Genomic DNA, 16,927 nt, shown 5'->3' with positions numbered 1-16,927 from the left:
TCGTGAAGACGCACACAGAGCCGTCCCACAGGTAGGGAGTAACCATGGCCGTCACGTTCGACGCACAGTTGCTGGAGATCCTGGCCTGCCCGTCCCCCGATCACGCGCAGCTGCGGCCGGGGACGGCGGCCGATCCCGAGGCCGACGCGCTGACCTGCACGGAATGCGGTCGCGAGTATCCGGTCCGTGATGGAATCCCGGTACTGTTGCTGGACGAAGCCACCGAGCCGACGACCCCGGATGGCGCCCATGCCGACGGTCCCTGACGATTCCCTGCTCGACGATCCCGCGAGGCTGGCCGAGGCCGACACCGCGGGGCTTCTCCGTGCCGCCGCGATGGCGGGCGCCCAGGTCCGGGCGACCGCCGAAGCCGCGGCCGAACTCGAGCTGAGCGATCGCCTGGACGTCGGGCGCCCGCGCTCGCTCGTGCTGATCGACCGGCCGGGCGTCAGCCGGACGCTGACCCGGCTGGTCGCCGCGCTCCTGACCCCGTCGTGCCCGGTGCCGGTGGTCGTCGCCGAGGTGGTGCCGAGCTGGATCGGCGCGCTCGACGTCGTCTTCGCGCACACCGACGACGCCGGTGACCGCGAGCTGGCCGCCTCCTTGGAACGCGCCGCCCGGTTCGGCGCGAGGGTCGTGTTGTCCGCCCCCGACGAAGGCCCGGTCGCGGCCTCCATCGCGGGCAAGGGGCTGCTGCTCGCGCCGAGGATCCCGGTCCCGCCGGAGATGGCGTTCCCCCGCGGGCTCGCCGCCGCCCTGCTGACCGCGAACGCGCTCGGCCTGCTGGTGGCCGATCTGGAGCAGCTCGCGGACCACCTCGACGCGGAGGCGGAGAAGGACTACCTGGCCAGGGATTCGTTCGCGAACCCGGCCAAGGCGATGGCGCTGAAGCTGGCCGAGCGCCAGCCGCTGCTGTGGGGGCTGGACCCGGTCGCGGTCGCCGTCGGCGAGCACGCGGCCCACGCGTTCGCCGCGCACGCCGCCCTCGTCTGTGACGTGGAGGACTATCGCCAGGCGCTGGCCAGGCCCGCTTTGCGGCGGGCGGCGTTGTCCGGGGGCGTGGATCGCGATATCTTCGCGGACCCGGAAGAGGGGGCCGGCGCGACGCCGAAGGTGCTGCTCCTCTCCGTTCGCACGGGGCCCGCCGCCGAGGCGGCCCGCTACCAGGCGGAAGACCTGCTGCCCGGCGGCGACGTGATCGCCCCGGCCGAAGAGATCGAAACGGACGAGATCGTGCGTGCGGCCGTTCTCGCGCTCCGTTTCGAGCTGGCCGCGGTCTATCTGGGGCTTGCCGTCGGCAGCATCGGCGGCGCCGGGAGGTACACGCCCGCAACGGCGTGAGTCCCGAGCGCGACGTAAGCAATGAGGGCCGGCACCACCCGTGCCCGGCGAGGAGTTGAGGTGACAGTGGAGCTGCTGCGCAATGCCGTGCGGCCCTACGCGTGGGGATCCAGGACGACGATCCCCGAGCTGCTGGGGCGCCCGGTGCCGGCGCCGCATCCGGAGGCGGAACTGTGGATGGGCGCCCACCCCGGCGACCCGTCCCACGTCATCGGCCCGGACGGCACCGAGCGGAGCCTGCTGGAGCTCGTCGAAGCCGATCCGGTCGGCCAGCTCGGCACGATGTGCGCCGACCGCTGGGGCGGGAGGCTGCCGTTCCTGATGAAGATCCTCGCCGCCGAAGAGCCGCTTTCGATGCAGGCGCACCCGTCGGCCGCGCAGGCGGCGGAGGGCTACGCGCGCGAGGAGTCGGCGGGGATCCCGCGCGACGCCTCGAACCGCAACTACCCGGATCCGACGGCGAAACCGGAACTCGTCTGCGCGCTGACGGAGTTCCACGCGCTGGCGGGCTTCCGCGACCCGGAGCGCACGATCGCGCTGCTGAAGGCGATCGAGACGCCCGGGCTGGCGAAGTACGCGGTGCTGCTGGAGGCCCAGCCGGATCCGGCCGGGCTGCGCGCCCTGTTCACCACCTGGATCACCCTGCCGCAGGCGGCGCTCGACGAACTGCTGCCCGAGGTCCTCGATTCGTGTGTGAAGCACGTCCAGGAACGCGGCGAATTCGACGTCGAATGCCGCACCATCCTGGAGCTCGGCGAGTCGCACCCCCGGGACGCGGGGGTGCTCGCGGCGCTGCTGCTCAACCGGCTCACCCTCAGCGCGGGCGAGGCGATCTACCTGCCCGCCGGGAACCTGCACCTGTACCTGCACGGCACCGCCGTCGAGATCCTCGCGAACTCGGACAACATCCTGCGCTGCGGGCTGACCCCGAAGCACGTCGACGTGCCGGAGCTGCTGCGTGTCGTCGACTTCGCGTGCGGCGAGATGCCGGTCCAGAGCGGCGAACGCGGCAGTGCTGATGGGCCCTCGGCGGGAAAGTATGCCTCGGACCGGCGCATGTCGGTGTACCGCACCGACGCGCCCGAGTTCGAGCTGTCGCGGATCGAATGGGAGGCCGGGGACGACGGCGAGGTCGCCGTCCACGACGTCGGCCCCCAGATCCTGCTGTGCACCGCGGGGAGCCTGCTGGTGACGGCCGACGACGGCGAGCAGGTCGAGCTTCGCCGCGGCCAGTCGGTGTGGCTCCCGGCCGCCGACCCCGCCGTCCGGGTGCGGCCGCTTTCCGGCGAGCGCACCCAGGTGTTCCGCGCCACCGCCGGCACCTGCTGATTTCTCGCATTTCGTCCTCTGGATGCGGTACTTGCGCGCGCAAGGACCGCATCCAGAGGACGAAATGCGTGGGGGCTTGGCCGAAGTGTGTGCGTTCCGTGTGGTGGCTTCCGCAACTATCGCCCGAAGGGGTGACCCGGCGCTTGGCGTCGGCTCGTCCCGGATGTCGATAGCCAAGGAGCAGCAGTAGTGACTTCCCATCCCGACACGGCGAGCGGACGCGCTTTCCGGGTGCCGGTCTCCGCGCGCCCCACCGTCCTGCTCGCCGCGCTCGGAGCCGCTGTGGTGACCGTGCTCGTCCCGGTCGTCGACCTGGTGCTCCCGCTGCCGAGCGGGCAAGACCTGGTCGGCTCCGCGCAGGCGCTGGCGGGGTTGGCGGGTGAGACGATCGAGTCCGTCAAGGCCGCGGGCTCCGGCCTGCACGGCCTCGCCGCCGAAGCGGAGAGCAGGCTGAACCTTCCGCTGGTCGTGCTCGTCTCGCTCGGCGCGCAGGTGCTGCTCACGGCCGCGCTGGTGGTGTCGGGCACCCAGCCAGTGCGTGTGATGCTGACCGTCGCCGGGCTGATCAACGTGTTCGCGGTATCGCGGCTCGGGCCCGCCGCGCCGCCGATGTGGGACGCGGCGGCCAACGGCGTGCTGGTGATCGTGCTGGCCTGGTTCTCCGCCGGACGCCGCGAACCACGGTTCGGGTGATCCGCACCCGATGATGACTTCCGGGTGGTGCCCGTCTGAGGGGTCGGGCACCCCCCGGTCAGGCCGGGGCGGGTTCGGTGAGCGACAACAGCAGCCGGACGAGGGTCGAAGCGTTGGCGTCGTGGGGGACTTCCAATCGCTTCGCCTCTTCGCCCGCCGCCTCGGCCGCCTTCGTTTCCCCGACGGCCTCGTACGCCCTGCGCAACACGTGCAGGGTGAGGGCCGTCGCGGGTTTCCCGCCCATGGCGCGGAATTCGTCAAGGCATTGCCGCAGCACGGGAATCGCGCGATCGGCCCGCCCGTCGCCGATCCAGCTCGCGGCTATCGCGCGCGTGCAGGAAAGCTCCCTCGGCCGCTCTTCGAGCGCTCCCGCCAGCCGCCGCGCGTGCTCGTACGCCTTCACCGCGCCGTCCCGCCGTCCGGCGCCCGCGAGGATCGCGCCCTGGGTGCGCAACGACTTCGCCAGCGCCGATTTCGCCGTCGTCCGGCGCAGCACCCGGACCGACTCCTCGATCGTCTCAAGGGCCTCGTCCGGGCGGCCGCCGAGCATCAGCGACCACGAAAGCCCTTGCAGGGCAACACCGAGCTGACGTTCGTCGCCGCGCTCGCGCGCGTCCGCGAGGCTGCTCCTGTCGATCTCCAGCGCCTCGGAGATCTTGCCGAGCCGATGCAGCGCCGCGGATTCCGCCTGCCGTGCGTAGGCCCCGCTTTCCTCCACAGTGGACAGTTCGCGGGCCTGGGTCGCGGCGTGCAGGGATTCGCCTGCCCGGCCGAGCCCGACGAGGCAGCGCGCCAGATTTGTCTCGACCCACGCCTGCGCGGAAATGTCACCCAGTTCCGCCAATTCCTTCGAACATTCGCGGTAGCCCTCGGCGGCGAGCTCGTACTCGCCGCGAACGTGCAGCAGCACCGCCAGGTTCGCCTTGGCGATGACCACGATGTGCCGGTCGCCCGCCTCGCGAGCGGCGTCGCGCAAGGTCTCGTACGCCGTCCGCATGTCGGTGTAATGACTGTGCAGGTACAGGTACGCGCTCAGCCTTTCCAGTATCCGCAACGCTTTCCGCCGCCAGCCGACGGCGCACAGCGAAGAGACGGCGGCGACCAGGTTGGCCCGCTCCACGGAGAACCAGGTGCCGGGGTCGCTCAGCAGGCGCTCGACCAGCTCGCCCGCCAACGGCTGCGCGGGCACGTCGTGATCCGACAACGGCATCGGCACCGTCCTCGGCAGGCGGCGGGCCGCCGTGTCGGCCAGGCACAGCGCCGCGTCCGACACCTTCGCGACCGTCGCCACCCGCTCGGCGCGGGTCTCCAGCGCCCGGCCGAGTTCCGTGGCGAACACGCGCACGAGGTCGTGGACACGGAACCGCTGCTCGCCCGTCGGATCGAGACCGGTGGCTTCCAGCAAGCTGGCCTCGACGAGCTCGTCGATGGCCTCGTCGGCGCCTTCGTCATCGATCAGCGTCGACACCGCCCAAGCGGGCAGGTCGAGGGTGCGGCAGCGGCCGATCAGCCGGAAAGCGCGCCGCGCCGCCGGGCTCAGCGCCTCATAGCTCAACGCGATACTGCCGCGGACCTGGAGATCGCTGACCTGGAGCTCGTCCAGGCGCGAGACCTCGTCCTCCAGTTTCCCGGCGAGCTTCCCGAGCGGCAGGCCGGGCCGCATCGCGAGCCTGCTGCCGGCGATCCGCAACGCCAGCGGGAGATTGCCGCAGGCCTTGGCGATGCGTTCCGCGTCCGCGCGTTCGGCGCCGACCCGGTCCGGCCCGGCCAGCCGCGCCAGCAGGGCCATCGCCTCGGTGCCGGACAGCGGCGCGAGATGCAGCCGATCCGCCCCCGCGAGCCCGGAAAGCCGACGCCTGCTGGTGATCAGCACGGCGCTGCCCGGCGTTCCCGGCAGCAGCGCGCGAACCTGCTCGGGGTTCGCGGCGTCGTCGAGCACCACGAGGACCCGCCGATCGGCGAGGCGGCCGCGGTAGACCGCCGCCCTGGCCTCGACGTCGTCCGGGATGGCCGGACCGATGACGCCGAGCGCGCGCAGCAGGTCGCCGAGGACGTCGGAAAGGTCGCGAGGGTCGGAGGCGCCCGCCAGCGGGACGAACAGCTGACCGTCCGGAAAGGACCGGCGGAGCCTGTGCGCGGTGCTGACCGCGAGCGTCGACTTGCCTGCCCCCGGTTCGCCGGTGATCACCGCGACCGGGACGCCCTTGCCTTCGCCGAGCAGCGCGGAGAGCTTCGCGATCTCGTTCTCGCGGCCCGCGAGATCCGCGATGTCCGGCGGCAGCTGGCAGATCGGGAAGACCGGCGCCGCCTTGGCCGACGGCACCGGGTCTTCGCCGCGCAACACGGCGGCGTGCACCCGGCGGACCTCGGCGCCGGGCTCCACACCGAGCTCCTCGACGAGCGTGGCGCGCAGATCGCGGTGGACGGCAAGGGAATCGGCCTGCCGTCCGGCGCGGTGCAGCGCGATCATCAGCTGCGCGGCGAGCCGCTCGCGCAGCGGATGCTCGGTGATCATCGCCTGGAGCTCGCCGGTGAGCTCGCCGTGCCTGCCGTCGGACAGTTCGGCGTCCACACAGTCTTCGAAGGCGGCCAGGCGTTCCGACTCCAGGCGGGCGATGTCCGCGTCGAGCCGGGGGATGTGCAGTCCGGAAAGGACCGGGCCGCGCCATTCCGCCAGCGCCCGGCGGTAGTGCCCGGCAGCGGCCGCCGGATCGCCCGCCCGCGCCGCCGCCTTCCCCGCCGCGGCGGCTTCGCGGAAGGACAGGAGATCGAGGTCGACAGGCTCGACCACCAGCCGGTAACCGTGGGGCTCCCGCTCGATCTCCAGGCCCTCGAACCGGGCCCGCAGGCGCGAGACGTACGTGTGCAGATTCGAGGAGTAGGACTTCGGTGGCGTGTCCGGCCAGAGGGTCTCGACCAGCGCGTCGACCGGGACGGACGAGTTCGCGTTCAGCAGCAGGACGGCCAGCAGGGCGCGCTGGTGCTCGCCGCGCGGCGTCGTGCGCCGCCCGGGCGGGCTCTCGATCGTCAACGGTCCGAGCACGCCGAATCGCGGCACGGGCACCTCCCCAGGTCATGAGAGGGGCGAGACTAGCGAGGGGGCCCGACAATTCTGTGACCTGTCCCGCCCGCCGTGTATGGGCACATCCGCACTGCTAGCCTTCGAACCCGGCATATCGGGACACCATTGGGGAGTTGCACGTGTCTGCAGGTGGCGGAACCAAGGCGATCATCGCCGCGCTCGTGGCGAACGCCGGAATCGCGGCCGCGAAGTTCACCGGCTTCCTCATCACGGGGTCGTCCTCGATGCTGGCGGAGTCCGTGCACTCGCTCGCGGACACCTCGAACCAGGGGCTCCTGCTGCTCGGCCAGAAGACCTCGCAGCGCAAGGCCACCCGCACGCACCCGTTCGGCTTCGGGCGGGACCGGTACTTCTACTCGTTCATCGTCGCGCTGATGCTGTTCAGCCTCGGCTCGGTGTTCGCGCTGTACGAGGGCATCCACAAGATCTCGCATCCCGAAGAGCTGACCTCGCCGCTGGTGGCGGTCGGCATCCTCGTGGTCGCGATCGGGCTGGAGTGCTACAGCTTCTACACCGCGATCCAGGAGTCGAAGAAGATCAAGGGCGACGCCGGTTGGTGGGCCTTCATCCGCCAGGCCAAGACGCCCGAGCTGCCGGTCGTCCTGCTGGAGGACGCGGGCGCGCTGTTCGGCCTGGTGTTCGCGCTCGGCGGTGTCGGGCTGTCGGTCGTCACCGGGAACCCGGTGTGGGACGGCATCGGCACCGTGACGATCGGTGTGCTGCTCGGCGTCATCGCGATCATCCTGATCATCGAGATGAAGAGCCTCCTGATCGGCGAAGGCGCCTCCGAATCCGACCTCGACGTGATCGTCGACGAGCTCGCCGCGGGCAAGGTCGAGCGGGTCATCCACATCCGGACGCTCTACATCGGCCCGGACGAGATGCTGGTGGCCGCGAAGCTCGCACTGGTGCCGGGGTTGGAGACCGCGGACATCGCGCAGGCCATCGACGACGCCGAAGCGCGTGTGCGGGCGAAGGTGCCCACGGCGAAGCTGATCTATTTGGAGCCGGATCTGGACCGCGCGCTGGCCTGAGCGGCCGCCATCCGGGGCAACTCTCCGTACCGCGCCGATTACCGCCACGACCTCCGGGTACTTCGTTGCTCTCCCACCGCGCTGCCGTCACGACCGGGCGATAGGGTCCGTTGAACCGCAGTCAGGTGTAGGAGGTCAAGGGTGCCCGGAAACGGTCTGTGGCGTACGAAATCCATCGAGCAGTCCATCGCGGACACCGACGAGCCGGGGACGAAGCTCAGGCGGAACCTGAGCGCGTGGGACCTGACCGTCTTCGGTGTCGCCGTCGTCATCGGTGCCGGTATCTTCACCCTCACCGCGCGCACGGCCGGTGACTTCGCGGGGCCGTCGGTCTCGCTCGCGTTCGTGTTCGCGGCCATCGCGTGTGCGCTGGCCGCCCTCTGTTACGCGGAATTCGCGTCGACCGTCCCGGTGGCCGGGAGCGCGTACACGTTCTCCTACGCCACGTTCGGCGAGTTCATGGCGTGGATCATCGGCTGGGACCTCATCCTGGAGCTCGCGGTCGGCGCGGCCGCGGTGTCGAAGGGCTGGTCCGCCTACCTCGAAACCGTGCTCTCCTACATCTTCGGCAAGGGCACGAAGACGACGTTCGAGCTCGGCCCGATCCCGGTCGACTGGGGCGCCCTGCTCGTGGTGCTCGTGCTCGCGACGCTGCTCGCCGTCGGCACGAAGCTGTCTTCGCGGTTCTCCATGGTGATCACCGGGATCAAGGTCGCGGTGGTGCTGTTCGTGATCGTGCTGGGCATCTTCTACATCAAGGGGTCGAACTACACGCCGTTCATCCCGGACGCCCAGCCCGCCGGGGAATCGGCGTCGACCGGTGTCGACCAGTCGCTGTTCTCGCTGATCGCCGGTGGCGGCAGCAGCGCGTTCGGCGTCTTCGGCCTGCTGGCCGCCGCGTCGCTGGTGTTCTTCGCGTTCATCGGGTTCGACATCGTCGCGACCACCGCCGAGGAGACCCGCAACCCGCAGAAGGCCGTGCCCCGCGGCATCTTCGGCTCGCTCGCCATCGTCACGGTGCTGTACGTCGCCGTGTCGCTCGTGGTCGTCGGCATGGTGAACTACAAGGAGCTCGCCACCACGGCGGGTGACGGCGGCAAGAAGACGCTCGCGTCCGCGTTCGCGGCCAACGGCGTCGACTGGGCGGCCAACATCATCTCCGTCGGTGCCCTCGCCGGTCTGACGACCGTCGTCATGGTGCTGATGCTCGGCCAGATCCGGATCATCTTCGCGATGTCGCGTGACGGCCTGATGCCGCGCGGCCTGGCGAAGACCGGCCCGACCGGGACCCCGATGCGCGCGACCATCGTCGTCGGCGGACTGGTCGCGGTCGCGGCGACTTTCTTCCCGGCGGACAAGCTCGAGGAAATGGTCAACGTCGGGACGCTGTTCGCCTTCGTGCTGGTTTCGGCGGGCGTGCTGGTGCTGCGCAAGACCCGGCCCGATCTGCCCCGCGCCTTCCGCGTGCCGTGGGTCCCGGTGATCCCGATCCTGGCGATCGTCGCGTGCCTGTGGCTGATGCTGAACCTGACGGTGCTGACGTGGCTGCGCTTCCTGGCGTGGATGGCGCTGGGCGTCGTCATCTACTTCGCCTACAGCCGCCGCCGTTCCCTGCTCGGCAAGCAGAACAAGGGCGAGGTGCCGACGTCCGTTTCGGACTGATCATTCTCGTTTCGACGGCCCACCATTCCTTTGTGGATGGTGGGCCGTTTCCGTGCCGGGGGCCGTCCGGTCTCGGAGCGATAACACCTGGGGTGCCGGTACCGCCGTAAAATCCGTGTGCGATACCGTCCGGGCCTTGCTTCCCTCTGATGGGTTATCGCGACTCCGTGTATGAGTACCGCGAGTTGACCGCGTTCCCTCGGAGGTGGCACCACGCTTCGCTCGTTGTCCCCCGATCGGTACAGGAGAGCTCCGAATGCAGATCAAGCCGAGACGGCGTGTCCGTTCCGCCGTCACCGTCGTCGCCCTCGCCGCCGTGGCCCTCGTCGGGACCGCCGGCACCGCCCTCGCGACCCGCAGCGACGACCGCGCGACCCAGGTCGTGGGCAGCAACGCCACCACCTGCGAAGGCGCCAAGGTCCCGGGCAAGCTGATTCCCACCTCGGAGCTGACCTTCACCGGCGGTGACAACGAGCTGTATCTCGACATCACCGCGGTCGCCAAGGGCGTCACAGTCACGGCGATCGTGGTCAAGGGCGGCCACGGCTACAACGTCTACGTGCCGGGGGAGAAGGGGCTGCCCGAGAACCCGCCGTGGAAGCAGCTGCGTTCGCCGCTGAACAAGGGTGACCAGCAGGCGGCCATCAGCCACTGGTTCGTCTGCGGTGAAAAGAAGACGCCGACCTCCGAGCCGACGAAGCCGAGCGAGCCGACGAAGACCACGACGGCCAAGCCGCCGACGACGGCTCCGACCTCTCCGGACAAGCCCTCTCAGACGTCCGAAGCCCCGAGCAGCACCACCGCCCCGGCCCCCGTGGTCGACGGCAACGGTGGCAACGGCGGCGACCTCGCGGACACCGGTTTCGACAACGCCTGGCTGCTGTGGGCCGGTGGCCTGCTGGTCCTGGCCGGTGCCGGCGTCCTGGTCCTGCTGCGCGTGCGCCGCAAGGCCAACTGAAGCTAGCTGGTTGCGCGTGAAGGCCCCCTTCCCTCGGCTCAGCCGAGGGAAGGGGGCCTTCACGCGCTTCAGCGCATCTGCGGGAAGTCTCCGAACAGCGATCCCTGTTCGCCCCAAGGGTTCTTCGGGCGCGGACGGCCGAGGCCGGCGGCCATCGCGACGGCGTTGTCCCATTCGGCGTCGACGACGTAGTCCGTGTGCTTGAGGACCCCGGGTGCCCAGCGGTGCCGCCCGGTCGGCCCGCGCATCGGGTCGGGCAGCCAGTGATCACCGCCGAGCACCAGGACGCCCTGATCGTCGGCCTCGGCGGCCAGCGGACCGGTCCCGCCGCCGGGCAGGTAGCCGTCGCCCAGCAGTTTCCCGGCCACCACGCGATGCCGCCACGTCGTGACGCCGCCGCCGAAGATGTCCGTGCCGCGGCACAGCGCGCGCCAGCGGCCGTCGAGATCCCGGTACAGCCCGGCGAGTTGCTCCTGCGGCAGCATGGCGGGGAAGGCGCGCTGGTAACCCCATTGCAGTGGTGATCCCGCGGTCAGCAGCCCGACCCGGTCACGGTCCTCCGGCGGGAGATCGGCGATCACCCGCGCCGCCGCGAGCACGGTCAGCAGGCTGCCGAGGTTGTAGCCGGACAGCACGACGCGGGTGCCCGGATCGGCCAGATGTTCCTTGACGCGGTCCGCGAGTTCCGGGACGACCTTGAGCGCGTAACTCGGCGGAACGGTCGGATGGGCGGCACGCGGCCAGAAGCACACGAGATCCGCCAGCGCGCCGAGGTGACGGCTGCGTTTGGGGGTCGTCGCGGCGGCGAACACCACGCGCAGCAACCCGGCCGCCATCGCGCCGAGCGCGAACACGCCGATCGCGGAGAGGGGCTTGAACCAGCCCGGCAGCGGGCCGAAACCGAAGCGCAACACCAGGAGCGCCCCGCCGCCCGCGGCCATCGCCAGCGCGACCGTGAGCGCGAGATGGTGCAGATGCTTGCGCTCCCACGACGCGCGCGCCCAGGCGCTCGCGGCTTCCTCTTCCTGTGCCTTGTCGATCTCCATCAGCGCGACGATCTTCGGGATGCCCCGGCGCAGCCGTCGCAGCGGGACGGCGACCGCGAAGCCCAGCACACCAAGCACGACGGCGAGCGCGAGACCGGCGCCCCACAGCACGGTCACCAGGGAGTAGGTGTCGGGCAGCCGGAGTTCGCTCGCGCCGACCAGCTGCCGCAGCGCGACCGCCAGCCCCGCGCCGAAGCCGCCGCCGAGCAGTCCGGCCAGCGCGACGACCGGCGCCGCCGCCCAGCCGCCGAGCCAGGGCCGCAGCCGGTGCGGCAGGTGTTTCCACGCCGGGCGTCCGAGCAGGGCCGCCGGGACGAGGATCAGCGCGAACAGCACGGTCACCGCGACCATCGCCGCCCCCAGCGCCTCCACCGTCCCGTCCGCTCCGCCGAGCCCGCCGCCCGGGAGCCCGGCGGGCAGCGGCGTCCGGCGCACGACGGCGATCCCGACCAGGACGACGGCGACCCCGATCAGCCCGCCCCGGATCACCGGCCCGGCCGAGAAACCGACCGTCGAGGCCACCAGCGTGGCGAGGACGAGCGCCAGCGCGCAGATCCAGACGACGAGGTCGAACGTCGCCGACGGCAGCCGGAACGGCCCGCCGAGCAACGGAAGCGCGACACAGGTCAGCGCGGCGACGGTGTGCAGCGTGCGCAGGCCGGGCGTCCGCGGCAGGTCCTGCGGTTGCAGCGGGCTCGAACTGTGCGCGCGGTGCAGCCTGTTCCGCGATCGCCAGTCCGACGACGGGATCCGGTCGAGCACGAAGATCAGGATCAGCAGCGGCAGCACGCCGATCGCGGTCCGCAGTGGCGCGAAGTCACGCAGGAACGACGGCGCTCCTTCGAGACAGGTCGAACCCGGCGCGAGGCACTGCGCGGCGAAGAGGTCGAGGGAGACCACGGCGAGCTGGCCGATCAGCAGCATCGTCAGCAGCAGCGACGCCACTCGCAGCAGCCCCCGGCAGACCCCGCCGAGCAGCGCCGCGAACCGCCTGCCCTCCGGGACCGGCGGCAGCATCCAGTGCGCGACGTTCGCCAGCGAGAACGGGAACAGCAGCGCCCAGGTCGCCTTCGCGGCGCCCCCGGAGGTCATCCCGCTCCACAGGTAGCCTTCGAGGATGCGCGGGATCGAACGGCCGAGCGCGGGCAGCACCGGACCTGGAGCGGGACGGCGCAGCCGGTCCGACGGCCGGATCAGCCTGCCGACGCCGTCGCCCGCGACGTCGACCACCGACGTCGAATCCAGCAGGCTTTCACCGCTCGTGCCCACTAGCCCGGGTACGCGTATTTCGACGACGCGGGTATCGGGACCCGGCATGACCACGGTGAAGCCTCCAAACCGTTCCAGTGGGGACTGAACCGACAACGGTACTGTTCAGATGTCATCCAACCTTGGAGGAAGCGCGCATATGACCCCCGAAAGCGTTGCCAAGCGGCACGACACCCGCAACGGCATCGAGTTCGCCGTCGCCGATCTCGAGGCCGCCGAGTTCGGCCGCAAGGAGATCCGCCTCGCCGAGCACGAGATGCCGGGCCTGATGGCGCTGCGCCGCGAATACGCCGAGGTCTATCCCCTGCGGGGAGCCCGGGTTTCGGGCTCGCTGCACATGACCGTACAGACCGCGGTGCTGATCGAGACCCTCGTCGCGCTCGGCGCGGAGGTGCGCTGGGCCTCCTGCAACATCTTCTCCACCCAGGACCACGCCGCCGCGGCGGTCGTCGTCGGCCCGCACGGCACCCCCGAGGAGCCCAAGGGCGTCCCGGTGTTCGCCTGGAAGGGCGAGTCGCTGGAGGAGTACTGGTGGTGCACCGAGCGGATGCTCACCTGGGACGGTGAGGGTCCCAACATGATCCTCGACGACGGCGGCGACGCCACCATGCTGGTGCACAAGGGAACCGAGTTCGAGAAGGCGGGCGTCGTCCCGGCCCCGGACGAGGACACCTCGGACGAGTTCCGCGTGTTCCTGCAGCTGCTGAGCGCCTCCGTCGCGGCCGACAGCGGCAAGTGGACCAAGATCGGCGAAGGCGTCCGTGGCGTCACCGAGGAGACCACCACCGGCGTGCTGCGGCTCTACCAGCTCGCCGCGGCCGGTGAGCTGCTGTTCCCGGCGATCAACGTGAACGACGCGGTGACCAAGTCGAAGTTCGACAACCGCTACGGCATCCGGCATTCGCTGATCGACGGCATCAACCGCGGCACCGACGTCCTCATCGGCGGCAAGGTCGCGGTCGTCTGCGGTTACGGCGACGTCGGCAAGGGCGCCGCGGAATCGCTGCGCGGCCAGGGCGCGCGGGTGATCGTCACCGAGATCGACCCGATCTGCGCGCTGCAGGCGGCGATGGACGGCTACCAGGTCAAGAAGCTGGAGAACGTCCTCGGCGAGGCCGACATCATCATCACGACCACCGGCAACAAGGACGTCGTGCTCGTCGAGCACATGGCGAAGATGAAGCACCAGGCGATCCTGGGCAACATCGGCCACTTCGACAACGAGCTCGACATGGCGGGCCTGCAGCGCTACCCGGGCATCCGGCGCATCAACATCAAGCCGCAGGTCGACGAGTGGGTCTTCCCGGACGGCAAGAGCATCATCGTGCTGTCGGAGGGCCGCCTGCTGAACCTCGGCAACGCGACCGGGCACCCGTCGTTCGTGATGTCGAACAGCTTCTCCAACCAGGTGATCGCGCAGATCGAGCTGTTCACCAAGCACGAGGAGTACGACAAGGAGGTCTTCCGCCTCCCGAAGAAGCTCGACGAGAAGGTCGCGAAGATCCACCTCGACGCGCTCGGCGGTGAGCTCACGAAGCTGACCAAGGAGCAGGCCGAGTACATCGACGTGGACGTCGAAGGTCCGTTCAAGACCGACCACTACCGGTACTGAGTGCTGGGTCTCGTGAGTGGTAAGGACGGTTCTAACCGCCCTTACCACTCACGAGGCCTGACCGGCTCGGTGCCAGTGGCCCTTGCCGACCGAAGTACATGAAGGCCCCCTTCCTTGCGCCAGGCGCAAGGAAGGGGGCCTTCATGTACTCCGGGTTCGGAGGGAAGGACGGGCGGGCGCGGCGTGGGTGGCCAGCCGGCCGTGAGCGCTAGCGCCACTCGACCTCGATGCCGGCCAGCCCCGGCCCGGCGTCGCTGAAGAAACCGCTGGTCACGCCGCCCATGTCGAGCGGAAGCTCCTCGGACTCGACGGGCACGGCGTCGTCGCGCGTCCGGAACTGCCGCGTGCAGCGGGCGGGCAGCGCGCCGAGCGCGAACTTCAGCTGCACCAGATAGCTGGAGCACTGGTCCCGCAGCATCCGGAAGTACCCGGGCGACGCGGTACCGGAGTCGTCGCGGACCTCGAAGCAGAACACGTGGATCTCGCCCTCGGCGAGCTTCCGGTCGAAGAGCAGTTCGGTGGCCATCGTCTCGGCACCGGCGTTGCGCCGGATCCGGCCCACCCGGCAGCCCTCGGCGGTGATCAGCTCGACGTCGGCGATATTGCAGCCGGGGTCGCCGTTGTAGACGGTGACGTACCGGTCCGGGCCGTGCCGCCGGGCTCGGCACACCAGCCGGGTCTGCAGGCCGACCTGCCGGTGCGCGGCGTCGAAGGTGATCGTGTCGTGCACCGAGAGCATCTCGAGATCGGCGTTGTAGCGGTTGGACGAGGGGTACGCGCCCAGCTCGGCCAGCAGCTGGTCGACGATGGAGCCCATGTCACCGGACCGGATGTCGTGGAACGACGCGGCCATCTGATGCCCGCGCGCCCGCGCCGTCCGCGGTCCGATCAGCACGACGAGCGCGTCCGCGGGGAGCTGCAGCACCGATTCCAGCGCGCGCACCGCGGGGAGCGCCTTGGGTACCTCCGGCTGGCGCAATCCGCGCTGCCAGTAGCTCAACGTCGACTGTCCGATTTGGACGCCGCGGAGCCCGAGGTGGGCACGGAGCCGCGCGAGCGACAGGCCGCGGTAGGCGATCGCCTGCCGGAGGGCGTGGTGGAATTCGCCGCTGCGGAGGGCCTCGACGAGTTCCTTGGGCAAGGCTTCGAGCGGTTGACGGCGCGTGCCGTCGATGATCGTCGGGGTGTCATCGTTCGAGGCGAGCTTCCCCGCCGAGAACGTATCGGCACCGTCTCGTGTCACCGCTCGTCCCTTCACCAGACCAGTGTGTGCGCTGAGCGTGAACACCGCGGAACGTTCACGTTAGCAGCGCACTGTGAACACTACGTCCCCCGTTCGGGGTGGTTGACCCCGGAAGAGTGACCGTTCCGGGGTGTGGAAACGCCCCGGAACGGTCCGTTCCGCCGAGTGCCCATCTTGCTCTGTGTGAGCCTGCTGTTCACCGTTGTGACCACATTGGTTCGCCATGGTGACCAGGAGGCCCGTCGTGCCTGTGTTCTCGAGGAGGTTTTGCGCCGCCGGCGCCGCGAGTCTCGTGGCGTGGCTGGCGATCCAGACCCCGGCGAGCGCGCTGCCCTCGGCACCCGCCCGCCAGAACCCCATCGCCATGCAGGCACAGGAGAAGTCCCAGTGGTGCTGGGTGGCTTCCGGCAACACCATCGCGGCACATCACGGCGTGACCGTCACTCAGAACGAATTCTGCCGGATCGCCCACGACGAGCGCCGCCGGGAGTGCGCCGACAAGCCGGGAACGCTGGGCGACGTCCGGCGCGCCTTCGGCAAGCTCGGCTTCGCCGCGCCGGGGAACTACCTCAAGGGCCGCCTCCCCTACGCCGCCGTCCAGGCCCAGACCGGCGACGGCAAGCCCGTCCAGACGCGGGTCGGCTGGGCCTCGGGCGGCGGCCACATGCACGTCCTCTACGGCCACGACGCCGGGCGGAAGTGGATCTCGTGGGGGGATCCACTGCCCACCGGCAACCGCTACAACTGGTCGACCTACGACTTCTACTCGGCCAACAAGTCCTTCACCTGGACCCACACGCTCACCGGGATCCGGCGATGAGCGCGCGGAAGTTGCTCGGGCTGGCCGGGCTGGTCGCGGTCGCGCTGCTGGTCTCGGCGCCCGGAGCGCGCGCGGATCACCTGTCCGGTGAAGATCTCGCGGCCGCGAAGGCGGCCGCCGACGATCCCACGCTGCGTGCCGAAATCGGTCGCTTCTTCACACAGACGGGTGGTTCGGGTACCACGCCGTCGGTAAGTGTCATCGACGAATCCTTCCCGGTTTACGAGCTTTCGAGGGACTTCGTCGCCGGTGACGGCGCGGTCGCCGGGCGGCTCGCCTACGTCGCGGTGCCCGTGACGGCGTCCGACGGGCGGACCGCCACCGTCTGGTCGGTCCGCGGCGACGACGGCGTCTGGCGCGTCGGCAACATCGCGTCGGGTGACCGGGAAAGCGTGCTGGCCAAGAGGCTGCCCACCGGCGCGACGCTGCTCCACGAACCGCAGGTCGACGCCTGGTACGCGCTGCGCGACGGGCGGGTGACCCTGCTCGACTCGGGTGTCAGCGGCTCCGCCAGCGGTGCCTCGGCCACTCTCGCGGAGTACCAGAAGACCGTCTCCGGCCGGTACGGCGCCATGCTCGCGAACTCGCCGTACGCCCAGGAGGGCAAGGCCGGCGGTTACAACGCCCAGGTGATGCCCCGCGGCGACGGCGGTCCCGCGCCCGACGCGCAGGACACCGGCTTCGTGCCGCTGCTGATCTTCGGCGGCCTGCTCCTCATCGGTGTCGCCGGCTTCTTCCTGCACTCGAAGAGGCGCGTCCCCTAGCGGACCGGTGGGCCGGGCGTGAGTGACCCGTCTGGCCCGCCGGTCGACCACCGCGTTTTAAGGTATGCCCGTGG

At 70.4% G+C, this 16,927-nt stretch carries 13 protein-coding genes; 10 read left to right on the top strand and 3 right to left on the bottom strand.

Translation table 11 applies throughout. The annotated features are described in order from the left end of the window. The first annotated feature begins 44 nt into the window (after nt 1-44). The 4 genes from H4W30_RS15110 to H4W30_RS15095 all read left to right on the top strand — a co-directional run bounded on the left by H4W30_RS15110 (nt 45) and on the right by H4W30_RS15095 (nt 3,363). A complete protein-coding gene (locus tag H4W30_RS15110) occupies nt 45-266 on the top strand; it encodes a Trm112 family protein (protein WP_192743399.1) in 222 nt (73 codons plus the stop codon). After that, nucleotides 250-1,341 carry a hypothetical protein gene (locus H4W30_RS15105; protein WP_192743398.1) on the top strand — a complete coding sequence of 364 codons (1,092 nt, stop codon included), beginning with the start codon at nt 250-252 and terminating at the stop codon, nt 1,339-1,341. Before H4W30_RS15110 ends, H4W30_RS15105 begins: the two co-directional genes overlap by 17 nt. Before the next feature lie 66 nt (nt 1,342-1,407). After that, the gene (gene manA / locus H4W30_RS15100; RefSeq protein WP_192744111.1) at nt 1,408-2,670 is read left to right on the top strand and encodes a mannose-6-phosphate isomerase, class I; all 1,263 of its coding nucleotides are present in this window, start codon (nt 1,408-1,410) and stop codon (nt 2,668-2,670) included. A gap of 189 nt (nt 2,671-2,859) precedes the next feature. Continuing rightward, nucleotides 2,860-3,363: a hypothetical protein gene (locus H4W30_RS15095; RefSeq protein WP_192743397.1), complete on the top strand. Its 504-nt coding sequence runs from the start codon at nt 2,860-2,862 to the stop codon at nt 3,361-3,363. A 58-nt stretch (nt 3,364-3,421) separates the two neighbouring features. Here the strand turns inward: H4W30_RS15095 and H4W30_RS15090 are convergent, their stop codons facing one another. Then, nucleotides 3,422-6,421, bottom strand: a complete 3,000-nt coding sequence (locus H4W30_RS15090) for an AfsR/SARP family transcriptional regulator (RefSeq protein ID WP_192743396.1) — start codon at nt 6,419-6,421, stop codon at nt 3,422-3,424. Nucleotides 6,422-6,564: 143 nt separating this feature from the next. On the opposite strand from H4W30_RS15090, the gene H4W30_RS15085 reads away from it, so the two are divergent. The 3 genes from H4W30_RS15085 to H4W30_RS15075 all read left to right on the top strand — a co-directional run bounded on the left by H4W30_RS15085 (nt 6,565) and on the right by H4W30_RS15075 (nt 10,099). Beyond that, nucleotides 6,565-7,479: a cation diffusion facilitator family transporter gene (locus tag H4W30_RS15085; RefSeq protein ID WP_192743395.1), complete on the top strand. Its 915-nt coding sequence runs from the start codon at nt 6,565-6,567 to the stop codon at nt 7,477-7,479. A gap of 141 nt (nt 7,480-7,620) precedes the next feature. Next, the gene (locus tag H4W30_RS15080) at nt 7,621-9,141 is read left to right on the top strand and encodes an amino acid permease (RefSeq protein WP_192743394.1); all 1,521 of its coding nucleotides are present in this window, start codon (nt 7,621-7,623) and stop codon (nt 9,139-9,141) included. Nucleotides 9,142-9,397: 256 nt separating this feature from the next. Next, nucleotides 9,398-10,099, top strand: a complete 702-nt coding sequence (locus tag H4W30_RS15075; protein WP_192743393.1) for an LPXTG cell wall anchor domain-containing protein — start codon at nt 9,398-9,400, stop codon at nt 10,097-10,099. A 68-nt stretch (nt 10,100-10,167) separates the two neighbouring features. Here the strand turns inward: H4W30_RS15075 and H4W30_RS15070 are convergent, their stop codons facing one another. After that, nucleotides 10,168-12,462, bottom strand: coding sequence for a hypothetical protein (locus H4W30_RS15070; RefSeq protein WP_225949338.1), 2,295 nt, complete (start codon nt 12,460-12,462; stop codon nt 10,168-10,170). 91 nt (nt 12,463-12,553) lie between these two features. On the opposite strand from H4W30_RS15070, the gene ahcY reads away from it, so the two are divergent. Further along, on the top strand, nt 12,554-14,026 hold the full coding sequence (gene ahcY, locus H4W30_RS15065) for an adenosylhomocysteinase (RefSeq protein ID WP_192743392.1): 1,473 nt from the start codon (nt 12,554-12,556) through the stop codon (nt 14,024-14,026). 208 nt (nt 14,027-14,234) lie between these two features. Here the strand turns inward: ahcY and H4W30_RS15060 are convergent, their stop codons facing one another. Then, on the bottom strand, nt 14,235-15,269 hold the full coding sequence (locus H4W30_RS15060; protein ID WP_192743391.1) for a hypothetical protein: 1,035 nt from the start codon (nt 15,267-15,269) through the stop codon (nt 14,235-14,237). 250 nt (nt 15,270-15,519) lie between these two features. Between H4W30_RS15060 and H4W30_RS15055 the strand changes: the two genes are divergently transcribed. Both H4W30_RS15055 and H4W30_RS15050 read left to right on the top strand, forming a co-directional pair. Next, complete coding sequence (locus H4W30_RS15055; RefSeq protein ID WP_192744109.1) at nt 15,520-16,089, top strand: papain-like cysteine protease family protein; 570 nt, start codon at nt 15,520-15,522, stop codon at nt 16,087-16,089. After that, entirely contained in the window at nt 16,086-16,853 is a 768-nt protein-coding gene (locus H4W30_RS15050; protein WP_192743390.1) for a hypothetical protein, read from the top strand. Before H4W30_RS15055 ends, H4W30_RS15050 begins: the two co-directional genes overlap by 4 nt. Nucleotides 16,854-16,927 lie beyond the last annotated feature (74 nt).

Origin of the sequence: Amycolatopsis roodepoortensis (assembly GCF_014873915.1) — a bacterium.
Classification (GTDB): domain Bacteria; phylum Actinomycetota; class Actinomycetes; order Mycobacteriales; family Pseudonocardiaceae; genus Amycolatopsis; species Amycolatopsis roodepoortensis.
The sequence above is the reverse complement of the archived record's forward strand: the minus strand, read 5'-3'. Positions and strand labels throughout refer to the sequence as shown.